Below are 10,789 nucleotides of genomic sequence, written 5' to 3' on the forward strand. Positions count from 1 at the left end.
CGACTGCCGCGATTCCATCATTCGTGCGCGATGGCCGCCAGTACATTCATGCGGGATGCACGCAACGCCGGCAGCAGCGCGGCCACCACGCCCACCACCGCAGAGCCGATCACCACCGCGACGATCGTGCCCCATGGGATCGCGAGGGCCGTCATGCCCTGGAGCGCCAGCACCTGCTGTGTGCACACGCCCCACACCAGCCCCAGCGCCAGCCCCAGGACCGCGCCGAACACCGCGATCACCACCGACTCCAGCCGGATCATCCGCCGCAGCTGACGCCGGGCCAGCCCGATCGCCCGCAGCAGTCCGATCTCCCGGGTGCGCTCGACGACGGACAGGGCGAGGGTGTTGACCACGCCGAGCACCGCGATGATGATCGCCAGCCCCAGCAGCGCGTACACGAGGTACAGCAGAACGGCGATCTGGTCGTGCACCAGCTGCTTGTAGTCGGCCAGGTCCCGCACCTGCACCTGCGGATACGGATCCAGCGTCCGCTCCAGGTTCGCGCGCAGTTCGTCGTCGCCGGTGCCGGGGGCGGCGTTGACGTACAGCGCGGAGTCCTGCCCGCCCGGCGCGTACCGCTCCAGGGTGGCGAGGCCGAAGTAGAGCCCGCCCTGCGTGCCGAACCCCTCGGCGGAGTCCTGGTCGGTGAGGGCCCCGACCTTCAGCTCGGCCCTGCGGCCGCCCTGGAACTCCACCGGGACGGTGCTGCCCACGCGTACGCCGTGGTCGCGCGCGAAGTCCCGGTCCATGGCCAGGCGCCCGGCCGCCAGTGCCGACGCGGAGTCCCCTTGGACGTACGTGATGTTGGCGACCTCGTCGAGCCGCGGGTCGTAGGCGGCGGCGGTCGTCTCCACCCGGTCGCCGTCCGGCAGCCGCACCGCGACCGGCGTGAACCGCCCCCGCACGACCAGGCCCGCCCCGTCGGTGCCGCGCACCTCGTCGGTGACCTCCTTCGGGAACGGCAGGAAGTTGGTGTTCTGGATCACGAAGTCGGCGCCCAGCGTCTTGTCGATCTGCTGGTCGAAGGACCTGGTCATCGAGGCGCTCGCCACCGACATCCCGCCCACCAGGGCGAGACCCACCATCAGGGCCGCCGCGGTGGCCCCCGTACGGCGGGGGTTGCGCAGCGCGTTGCGCTGGCTCATCCGGCCGATGGACCCGAACAGCGCGGGGAAGGCCGCGCCGAGCACGCGGATCACCGGGCGCACCAGCAGCGGACCCGCGATCACGGTGGCGATCAGGGTCAGGACGACACCCAGCCCCAGCAGGGACGCCGCCGACGAGGTCCGGGTCGCCGCCGCGCACCCCGCGAGCGCCGCCGCCCCGGCAGCCCCGACGATCGCGCCCGCCACCGCGCGCACCCGCAGCGGCCGGCCCACCCCGGCGACCTCGGCGTCCGAGAGCGCGGCCATCGGCGAGACCCCCGCGGCCCGCCGCGCCGGGAGGTACGCGGCGACGAAGGTGACCCCGAGTCCGACGACATACGCCGTCACGGGCGTCACCCAGCCGATGACCATCTCGCCGGCGTCGATGTTCATGCCGAGCAGGCCCATCAGTTCGATGAGACCGGCCGCCAGCCCGATGCCCGCCGCGAGCCCCAGCGTGGAGCCGACCAGGCCGAGCAGGAGGGCCTCGACGAGGACCGAGCGGCGGACCTGGCGCCGGTCGGCGCCCAGCGCGCGCAGCAGCCCCAGCTCGCGGGTGCGCTGCGCGATGAGCATGGAGAAGGTGTTCACGATCAGGAACACGCCCACCAGCACGGCGATCCCCGCGAACCCGACCATCACGTACTTGATGACATCCAGGAATCCGCCGAGCTGTTCGACGTCCGACTCGGCCTGCTCGCCGGCCGTCCTGAAGTCGTAGGTGTGCGCGCCCAGCGCGGCGGCCACGCGCTGCTTGAGCTGCGCGTCGCTGACGCCCTCCGCCGCGTCGACCGCGATGCCGGTGGCGCCCCCCGGGCTGCCCAGCAGCTTCGTCTGCGCGGTCCGGGTGTCGAAGAAGACCAGGGCGGCGCCGGGGTTGGTGGTGGTGAACGTGACGATGCCGACGACTTTGACCTTGAACGACCCGGGCGGCGCGATCACGGTGAGGGTGTCGCCGATGCGCACGTCCTTGCGGCCGGCGGTCTCCGAGTCGAGCAGCGCCTGGGCCGGTCCGCGCGGGGCGTGACCGGAGGTCAGCTCCACGGGGCTGCGCTCGGTCGGGTTCCAGGCGGTGCCGAGTGTGGGAGCCCCGGTGGTCGGGCCCACCGGCTCGTTGTCCTCGTCGGCGACCGTGAGGCCGTCCACGTCCACCTCGGCCCGGGCCGCCGCGACCCCGTCGACCTGCCGCACGCGTGCGGCGAGCGAGGCCGGCAGGGTGGCCGTCCGGCCGGAGGGCACGGCCTCGTCGAGGTCCTCCTTGGGGCTGACCGTGACATCGGCCGCGGTGGAGGCGAACAGCCGGTCGAACGTACGGCTGACCGTGTCCGAGAAGATCAGGCTGCCCGCGACGAACGCCACGGACAGCAGGACGGCGAGCGCGGAGAGCAGCAGCCGCCCCTTGTGCGCCAGGAAGCTTCTCAGGGTCGCCTTGAGCACGGGTCAGTTCTCCTCGGCGGCCGGGGTGTCCTCGAACCGGGTGCGGATCGTGTCGAATCTCTTCATCCGCTCCAGCACGGCCTCCGCCGTCGGCCGCGGCGTCTCGTCCACGATCCGCCCGTCCCCGAGGAAGAGGACCAGGTCCGAGTGGGCGGCGGCGCCCGGGTCGTGGGTGACCATGACGACCGTCTGGCCCAGCTGGTCCACCGCCTCGCGCAGAAAGCCGAGCACCTCAAGACCGGCGCGCGAGTCGAGGTTGCCGGTCGGCTCGTCCGCGAAGATCAGCTCGGGCCGCGAGGCCAGGGCCCGCGCACAGGCCACGCGCTGCTGCTGGCCCCCGGAGAGCTGCGACGGCCGGTGCCTGAGCCGGTCCCGCAGGCCCAGGGTGTCGATGACCTGGTCCAGCCACGTCTCGTCGGGCTTCCGGCCCGCGATGTCCATGGGCAGGGTGATGTTCTCCAGCGCGTTCAGGGTCGGGATGAGGTTGAACGACTGGAACATGAACCCGATCCGGTCCCGGCGCAGCCGCGTCAGCTCGCGCTCCCTCAGCCCCGTGATCTCCGTGTCGCCGAGCCACACCTGGCCGGCCGAGACGGTGTCGAGCCCCGCCAGGCAGTGCATCAGCGTGGACTTCCCGGAGCCCGACGGCCCCATCACCGCGGTGAACCGGCCTCGCGCGACATCCACGTCCACCGAGTCCAGCGCGAGCACGGCCGTCTCGCCGGAGCCGTACGCCTTGGTCAGACCGCGGGCGCGGGCCGCGATCCCGTCGGCCGACGCGAGGCCGGGGGCGTGCTCCGCAGCAGGTGTGGACAAGGCCGCCTCCTCGGGGTGGATGTCCGGACTTCGTCGTCTTGCCCGAGGGTAATGTGACGCGGCCCACACTCGGTATCCTCCGCGAGTCGGAGTCCCGGCCTTGCCGGTGCTAGCGTCCTCGCGCTAGCGTCGAGGTATGGCGAAGACCCAGCTGAACGTGCGAGTGGACGAGGGCACCGCCCGAGCCGCCCGCGAACGCGCCCTGGCCCGCGGCATGAGCGTCAACCGCTACATCGAAGAGCTGGTCAGACAGGACACCGGCGAGGTGGGCCACACCTTCGTGGAGGCCGCCGCCGACTTCATGAAGCAGTACGAGTCCGTCTTCGCCGAGGAGTTCGGCGGGGACCGGGAGGGCACGCGCGAAGGTCGTCACTGATCCCTTGAACAACCTCGAGATCGATCTTGCCTGGCTGCTGATGCTCGCCGAGCACAAGACCCCGGGAGACCCCCAGGTCACCGACTGGGGAGCCCTCGTCGCCGCCGTCGCACGCCACCAGGCCGCCATATTCGACGTCCCCGTCTACGACAGCCCGCACGCCCGCGCCGCCGCGCTGCTCCAGCTGCTGATCCACGTCCCCGCCCTGGAGCGCTCCAACGCCCTGTTCGCCTCCGCCGTCGCCTACGCGTACCTCGTCGCCAGCGGCGCCAAGGTCGTCACCTCGCCCGAACAGGTCCGCGACCTCGCCAAGCTGGTCAAGAGCGGCGAGGCGTCCGTCCGGGACATCGAGCGGGAGCTGCTGCAGTGGAGCCTGTGACTACGAACTGACCGGGCGCCAGGCCGTGCCCAGTACGCAGTATGAGGCGGGCAGGACCGGCCCCTGTTCCGGCATCAGCACCTGCCGGTAGGGGCCGAGTTCGAAACCGGCGTCGCGCAGCGCCCGCACCGGCTCCCGCGACAGATGGCAGCCACCGGCCAGAACCGGCCACACCGTCCGGTCCAGCGCGCGCTGGCTGAAGGTCATCACCCGGCCGCCGCCCCGGCCGTGCTCGAAGAACCGCACCTCGCTGCCCGGCCGCAGCACCCGCCGGAGCTCCCCGAGCGCCCGGGGCACGTCCCGCACACTGCACAGCACCAGCGACACCACCACCGCGTCGAAGCCCTCGCTCTTGACCGGCAGCGCCTCGGCCGCACCAGGCACCACGTCCACCGGCACCTCTGCGCGCAGGGCGGCCTCCACGGCCAGCTGCCGCAGGCGCCGCTCCGGCTCGATGGCCACGACCTCCGAGACGGTGCCCGGGTAGTGCGCGAAGTTCAGCCCGTTGCCCGCGCCGATCTCGAGCACCCGCCCGGACAGCCCGCCGAGCAGCCTCTCGCGCACCCCGCCCATACCCATCCGGGTCTCGGCGGCGACGCTGATCCGGGCGTAGTAGCGGGCGAACAGCGGATGGTGCACGGCATCCCGCGGCACCTTGCCGGAGCGGAGCGGCATGGAGACCTCCCTGCGTGGCGGACTACCCGGATTGTCCCCCGCGGGGCCCCCGCGCACCCCTGCCGCCGACAACTCGACTAGCCCAGACGGACCCGGCCGAGCACCGGAAGGTGATCACTCCCGGTGGCGTCCAGGGCGGACACCTCCGTCACCTCGGCTCCTCTCCCCAGCACCTGGTCGATCCGCGCCACGGGAAAGGAGGCCGGCCAGCTGAACGCGAACCCCGAAGGAGGGGCGTCCAGTCGGGAGGTGAGCGGACCGAGCCCCCGGTCTTGCACCGTGCCGTTGAGGTCGCCGACCAGCAGGAGCCGGTCGGCCGGGTCGTCAGCGATCCGTGCCCCGAGCAGTGCCGCGCTCTCGTCACGTGCCGCCGAGGTCAGACCCGTCGGGCCCAGACGGACGGACGGCAGATGGACCACATACACCGCGAGCTTTCCACCGGGCGCGGACACCGTGGCCCGCAGACCCCTCTGCCAGCTCTCCGGAAAGCCCTCGGGCCGGATGTCCACGGGCCGCACGTCCGAAAGGGGCCAGGCCGACCACAGACCCACCGTGCCGTGAACCGCCCGGTGCGGCCGGGAGGCGCCCAGGACGTCCTGGTAGACGGGCCGTGCGGCGGGCGTCAGCTCCTCGACGGCCACCAGCTCCGCACCCGTGGCGCGCAGAGCCCGAGCGGTGCCGGAGTGGTCGGCGTTGTCATCGGCCACGTTGTGCTGCACGACCGTCAGGTCGTCGTGGGACTCAGAGGGCGAGGAGAACCACAGCCCGCCGAACATCCAGAACCAGACGGCCAACGGCGCCAGGCAGGCGAGCAGCCCCGCCTTCGACCGCTTGAACGCGGCGAGGCAGCCGAGCACAGGCACGGCCGCACCCAGCCACGGCAGGAACGTCTCCAGGAGACTTCCGAGCCGCCCGACCCCGTTGGGCACGGCGGAGTGCAGGGCCGACAGGCCGGCGACACCGACGGCGCCCGCGACGAGCCAGGCGTCCCACGACCGGCCACCCCTCACCCCGTGCTCCCTAGCCGAGTTCCGACGCCAGCAACGCGGCGGCCCCGGCCACCAGCGGGTTGTCGGCCGCGGCGTCCTCCTCCGGCTGGGTGGTCAGGACGGACATCACGATCGGCGGACCGTCCGGCGGCCAGGTGATGCCCACGTCGTTGTTGGTGCCGTACCGTCCCCCGCCGGTCTTGTCGGCGACCAGCCAGTCGGCGGGCAGCGCCTTGCGGAACTTCTCGGTGCTGGTGGTGTTGCGCAGCAGCCAGTCCGTGAGCCGCGCGCGATCCCGGGGCTCCAGCGCGTCGCCGAGCACCAGACGGGCGTAGGTCAGGCCGATGGCGCGCGGAGTGGTCGTGTCGGTCGTACGCCAGGGTTCCGCGCTGTTGAGTTCGGGCTCCCAGCGGTCGAGCCGGGTGACCCCGTCACCGATCGAGCGGCAGAAGCGCGTGACGGCGGTCGGTCCGCCCAGCTCCACGAGCAGCAGATTGCCCGCGGTGTTGTCGCTGAAGCGGATGGTGGCGTCGCAGAGTTCGGCGACGGTCATACCGGTCGCGACGTTCTTCTCGGTGACGGGGGAGTACCCCGACTTCTTGACGTAGCCCTGGGTGTAGCGGACGCGCTTGGCCAGGAACTCGCCGTCGCGGTCGAGGTCCCGCAGGACAGCCGCGGCGGCCAGCGTCTTGAACACCGAGGCCATCGGGAAGCGTTCGTCCGCCCGGTAGGCCACGGTCCGGCCCGTGCGCAGATTGCGGGCGTAGACGCCCAGCCGGGCGGTGTGCTCCCGTTCGAGCTTCCTCAGCCGTGCGGTGACGCCGCCCGTACCGGGTAACGCGTGGGCCGTGCCGCCGCCGAGCGAGAGAGCGGCGGCCGCGCCCAGGGCGAGGGCCGTGCGGCGGGACGGGCGTGAGTGTGTCGCGTGCAAGGCGTTCCCTCCAGAGGTGATCACGTACGTAGTTCAACACGCGATCACGTCCGCCCCGGTTTCACCGCGCGCCCGCCGGGACTGAGGACGCCGGGACTCAGGACGCCCCGGGCGCCTCCCGCACCCGGAACGCCTCCGCGTCCCACGTACCGTCCAGACGGGGCGCCAGCCAGTGCGGCGCGGCCGAGCGGAAGGCGGCGGGGGAGAGGACCCCGGCCCCGGCGGGCACGGAGCCCAGCAGCGGCGCTCCGGCCACGTCCGGCAGGTCCGCGAGATTGCAGCGCGCGGCGAGATCCGGAGCCGCGGGCCAGCTCCCGATCACGATGCCGGCCAGGTCGAGCCCACGGGAGCGGAGTTCACGCGCTGTCAGCTCCGTCGTGTTCAGCGTGCCGAGCCCCGCCGGCACCACGACCAGCACCGGCGCCGACAGCAGCCGGGCCGCGTCCGCCAGGGTCCCGCCGGCCGCGTCGAACCGTACGAGCAGTCCGCCGGCCCCCTCGACCAGCACCAGGTCGTGCTCGGTGGCCAGCTTGGCGGCGGCCTCCGCGACCTCCCGCGGATGCACCGGGGTACGACCGGCCCGGCGGGCGGCCGTGGCGGGCGCCAACGGCTCGGGATACCGGGCGAGTTCGGCCGTCGTCACGGCGCCCGCGAGCCGCGCGACCTCGGCGGCGTCCCCCGGTTCGTCCGGACGTACGCCCGTCTGGGCGGCCTTCAGCACGGCCACCGAACGGCCGGCCGCCCTCGCCGCCGCGGCGACGGCGGCGGTCACGACTGTCTTGCCGACCTCCGTGCCCGTGCCCGTGATCACCAGTACCGACATGTCATCCCTCCCGCGCCGCCGCGCACACCGCCCGCGCGATCCGCGCCACATCCGCGTCGCTCGTGATGTACGGCGGCATCGTGTAGATCAGATCGCGGAACGGCCGCAGCCACACGCCCTCGCGTACGGCCGCCTCGGTGGCCGCCTTCATGTCCACGGGGTGATCCAGCTGCACGACCCCGATGGCGCCGAGGACCCGCACGTCCGTCACACCGGGCAGTTCCGAGGCCGCCGAGAGCCCGTCCCGCAGCCCCGCCTCGATCCGCTTGACCTCCGTGAGCCAGTCCTGGCCGAGCAGCAGCTCGATCGAGGCGCAGGCCACGGACGCCGCCAGCGGATTGCCCATGAAGGTCGGGCCGTGCGCGAGCACCGGCACCTCGCCCCGGGAGATGCCGTCGGCCACCCGAGCGGTGCACAGCGTCGCCGCCATGGTCAGATATCCGCCGGTCAGCGCCTTGCCCACGCACATCACATCCGGCGTCACGGCCGCGTGTTCCGCCGCGAACAGCGCGCCCGTACGGCCGAACCCGGTCGCGATCTCGTCGAACACCAGCAGCACGTCGTGCGCGTCGCACGCCTCGCGCAGCACCCGCAGATAGGCGGGGGAGTGGAAGCGCATCCCGCCCGCGCCCTGCACCACCGGCTCGACGATCACCGCGGCCAGCTCGTCGGCGTGCCGCTCGATCATGCCGCGCAGGTGCTCGGCGTACGACTCGTCGTACCCGGCGGGCGGCGCGTCCGCGAACACCTGACGCTGGAGCACCCCGGTCCACAGGTCGTGCATCCCGCCCTCGGGATCGCACACCGACATCGGCTGCCAGGTGTCGCCGTGGTAGCCGCCGCGCCAGGTCAGCAGCCGCCGCTTGCCGGGACGGCCCAGCGAACGCCAGTACTGCAGGCACATCTTGACCGCGACCTCGACCGACACGGACCCCGAGTCGGCGAGGAAGACATGCTCGAGACCCTCGGGAGACATGTCGACAAGGAGTTTCGCCAGTCGTACGGCGGGCTCGTGGGTGAGCCCGCCGAACATCACATGGCTCATCCGCTCCAGCTGCCCACGCGCCGCCTCGTTGAGCACCGGGTGGTTGTACCCGTGGATCGCGGACCACCAGGACGACATGCCGTCGACCAGCTCTCCCGAGCCGTCGGCGAGCCGCATCCGCACCCCGCTCGCCGACTCCACGACCAGCGGTTCCTGCCGTCCGGGCATCGGGCCGTACGGATGCCACACATGCCGCCGGTCGAGCTCCAGCAGTTCGGGCACCGTCAGCTCGGGCGCCGTCCGCTCAGGCATTGGGCGCGAGGTCCGTTCCGGCGCCCCGGCGGCGGACGGCGACCAGGTCGGCCCGGGCATCGGCGGCCGTACGGGGCTCGGACTCCTGCGGGGCGGCGCCGGAGCCGCAGCTTCCGGAACCCTCGGAGCCGCAGACCCCGCCGCCGTCGTGGCAGCCGCCGGACCGGTGCTCGGGCAGCGTCACCTGGTCGGTGCCCTCCACCTCGAAGCCGGCGTCCGCGATCATCTCCAGGTCGGCCTTGCCGGCCTGGCCCTCGGTGGTCAGATAGTCGCCGAGGAAGATCGAGTTGGCCAGGTGCAGGGCGACCGGCTGCATCGAGCGCAGATGGACCTCCCGGCCGCCCGCGATGCGCACCTCGACGTCCGGGCACACGAAGCGCACCATCGCGAGGATCCTGAGGCAGCGCTGCGGGGTGAGGTTCCACTCCTTGGCCAGCGGGGTCCCCTCGACCGGGATCAGGAAGTTGACCGGAACCGAGTCCGGGTCCAGCTCGCGCAGCGAGTAGACGACGTCCACGAGGTCCTCGTCGCTCTCGCCCATGCCGGCGATCAGCCCGGAGCAGGCCGACAGGCCCGCGGCGTGCGCCTTGCCGACCGTGTCGACCCGGTCGGCGTAGGTGTGCGTGGTCGTGATCTCCCCGTACGTCGCCTCGGACGTGTTGAGGTTGTGGTTGTAGGCGTCGGCGCCCGCCTCGCGCAGCCGCTCGGCCTGCCCGTCGGAGAGCAGCCCGAGGCAGGCGCACACCTCGACGCCCTCGTTGTTCTCCTTGATCGCCTTGATGGTGTCGGAGACCCGGTCCACGTCACGGTCGGTCGGACCGCGTCCGCTGGCCACCAGGCACACGCGCTTGGCGCCCCCGGCCACACCGGCCGCCGCGGCGTCGGAGGCCTGGTCGGGTTTGAGCCAGGTGTACTTCAGGATCCCGGCCTGGGAGCCGAGCCGCTGCGAACAGTAGGAGCAGTCCTCGGGGCACAGGCCGGACTTCAGGTTGACGAGATAGTTGAGTTTCACCCGTCGGCCGAACCAGTGCCGGCGCACCTTCCCGGCCGCGGCCACCACATCGAGCAGGTCGTCGTCGGACGTCGCGAGGACGGCGAGTGCCTCTTCGCGGGTCGGCAGCTCGCGCCGAAGCCCCTTGTCCACCAGCGTGTTCAGCAGGTCCATGAGAGCCGATCCTGTCCTACGGACCCGCTCCGGGCCAAGGAGAGTTCGCACAACAGAGTCGCTTCGAGGTGTGGGTATTGCCACATACTGACCTGCTGGTGGTCCCGCTAGTGTCTGTGCACTGCCTACAAAATTCCCGGAGGACCACCCATGGCGTTCGGCTGGATCGACGAGCAGGCGCGAGTGCGCCGCCGCGCCGGACTCGTACGGACTCTGCGCCCCCGTCCGGCCGCCTCACCGCTCCTCGATCTGGCGAGCAACGACTACCTGGGACTGGCCCGGCACCCCGAGGTCACCGAGGGCGCGGCCCGTGCCGCGCGGGTCTGGGGCGGCGGTTCGACCGGCTCCCGGCTCGTCACCGGGAGTACCGAACTGCACGCGGAACTGGAAGCGGAACTGGCCGGATTCTGCGGTGCCGAGGCGGCCCTCGTCTTCTCCTCCGGCTACGCGGCCAACCTCGCGGCGGTCACCGCGCTGGCCCCGCACGGCTCACTGATCGTCTCCGACGCGGGCAACCACGCCTCGCTCATCGACGGCTGCCGGCTGGCCCGCGGTACGACCCAGGTGGTGGCGCACGCCGAGCCGGACGCCGTGCGCAAGGCGCTCTCGGCACACGAGGGGGCGGCGATCACGGTGTCCGACACGGTCTTCTCGGTCGACGGCGACGGGGCCCCGCTCGCGGAACTCGCGGCGGCCTGCCGGGAGCACGGCGCCGGGCTGGTCGTCGACGACGCCCACGGCCTGGGCGTCCTC

Annotated in this window: 11 protein-coding genes; 3 read left to right on the forward strand and 8 right to left on the reverse strand. The window is 72.4% G+C overall.

Features of this window, described 5'->3' with window-relative positions; all coding sequences use genetic code 11:
- Window positions 1-17: 17 nt before the first annotated feature.
- Together ACWIF2_RS03860 and ACWIF2_RS03865 are read right to left on the reverse strand one after the other, a co-directional pair.
- Window positions 18-2,585 (reverse strand): ABC transporter permease, encoded by a 2,568-nt coding sequence (locus tag ACWIF2_RS03860; RefSeq protein ID WP_454358422.1) that lies wholly within the window; start codon window positions 2,583-2,585, stop codon window positions 18-20.
- 3 nt (window positions 2,586-2,588) lie between these two features.
- Window positions 2,589-3,401: an ABC transporter ATP-binding protein gene (locus tag ACWIF2_RS03865; RefSeq protein ID WP_454358423.1), complete on the reverse strand. Its 813-nt coding sequence runs from the start codon at window positions 3,399-3,401 to the stop codon at window positions 2,589-2,591.
- A 136-nt stretch (window positions 3,402-3,537) separates the two neighbouring features.
- Here ACWIF2_RS03865 and ACWIF2_RS03870 point away from each other — a divergent pair, with 136 nt between their 5' ends.
- Together ACWIF2_RS03870 and ACWIF2_RS03875 are read left to right on the forward strand one after the other, a co-directional pair.
- Window positions 3,538-3,777 carry a toxin-antitoxin system HicB family antitoxin gene (locus ACWIF2_RS03870; protein WP_086560028.1) on the forward strand — a complete coding sequence of 80 codons (240 nt, stop codon included), beginning with the start codon at window positions 3,538-3,540 and terminating at the stop codon, window positions 3,775-3,777.
- Between the two features lie 4 nt (window positions 3,778-3,781).
- Window positions 3,782-4,156, forward strand: a complete 375-nt coding sequence (locus ACWIF2_RS03875; RefSeq protein WP_382487261.1) for a fic family toxin-antitoxin system, toxin component — start codon at window positions 3,782-3,784, stop codon at window positions 4,154-4,156.
- Here ACWIF2_RS03875 and ACWIF2_RS03880 read toward each other — a convergent pair whose 3' ends face one another.
- From ACWIF2_RS03880 to bioB, 6 genes are all read right to left on the reverse strand, one after another.
- A complete protein-coding gene (locus ACWIF2_RS03880) occupies window positions 4,157-4,831 on the reverse strand; it encodes a class I SAM-dependent methyltransferase (protein ID WP_454358424.1) in 675 nt (224 codons plus the stop codon).
- Window positions 4,832-4,908: 77 nt separating this feature from the next.
- Window positions 4,909-5,841 carry an endonuclease/exonuclease/phosphatase family protein gene (locus tag ACWIF2_RS03885; protein ID WP_454358426.1) on the reverse strand — a complete coding sequence of 311 codons (933 nt, stop codon included), beginning with the start codon at window positions 5,839-5,841 and terminating at the stop codon, window positions 4,909-4,911.
- Window positions 5,842-5,851: 10 nt separating this feature from the next.
- Window positions 5,852-6,751, reverse strand: a complete 900-nt coding sequence (gene bla, locus ACWIF2_RS03890; RefSeq protein WP_454358427.1) for a class A beta-lactamase — start codon at window positions 6,749-6,751, stop codon at window positions 5,852-5,854.
- A 97-nt stretch (window positions 6,752-6,848) separates the two neighbouring features.
- A complete protein-coding gene (gene bioD / locus ACWIF2_RS03895; protein WP_454358428.1) occupies window positions 6,849-7,574 on the reverse strand; it encodes a dethiobiotin synthase in 726 nt (241 codons plus the stop codon).
- 1 nt (window position 7,575) lies between these two features.
- Window positions 7,576-8,871 (reverse strand): adenosylmethionine--8-amino-7-oxononanoate transaminase, encoded by a 1,296-nt coding sequence (locus tag ACWIF2_RS03900; RefSeq protein WP_454358429.1) that lies wholly within the window; start codon window positions 8,869-8,871, stop codon window positions 7,576-7,578.
- Window positions 8,864-10,036, reverse strand: a complete 1,173-nt coding sequence (gene bioB / locus ACWIF2_RS03905) for a biotin synthase BioB (protein ID WP_454358430.1) — start codon at window positions 10,034-10,036, stop codon at window positions 8,864-8,866. Before bioB ends, ACWIF2_RS03900 begins: the two co-directional genes overlap by 8 nt.
- Window positions 10,037-10,186: 150 nt before the next feature.
- On the opposite strand from bioB, the gene ACWIF2_RS03910 reads away from it, so the two are divergent.
- On the forward strand, window positions 10,187-10,789 hold a 603-nt coding region (locus ACWIF2_RS03910; RefSeq protein ID WP_454358431.1), incomplete at its 3' end, for an aminotransferase class I/II-fold pyridoxal phosphate-dependent enzyme.

It is taken from the genome of Streptomyces sp. NPDC055506 (assembly GCF_053643595.1).

Coding starts and splice junctions, on each gene's coding strand:
- ACWIF2_RS03870 (WP_086560028.1), top strand. CDS start 3,538: ATGGCGAAGACCCAGCTGAACGTGCGAGTGGACGAGGGCACCGCCCGA.
- ACWIF2_RS03880 (WP_454358424.1), bottom strand. CDS start 4,831: ATGCCGCTCCGCTCCGGCAAGGTGCCGCGGGATGCCGTGCACCATCCG.
- bioD (WP_454358428.1), bottom strand. CDS start 7,574: ATGTCGGTACTGGTGATCACGGGCACGGGCACGGAGGTCGGCAAGACA.
- ACWIF2_RS03900 (WP_454358429.1), bottom strand. CDS start 8,871: ATGCCTGAGCGGACGGCGCCCGAGCTGACGGTGCCCGAACTGCTGGAG.
- bioB (WP_454358430.1), bottom strand. CDS start 10,036: ATGGACCTGCTGAACACGCTGGTGGACAAGGGGCTTCGGCGCGAGCTG.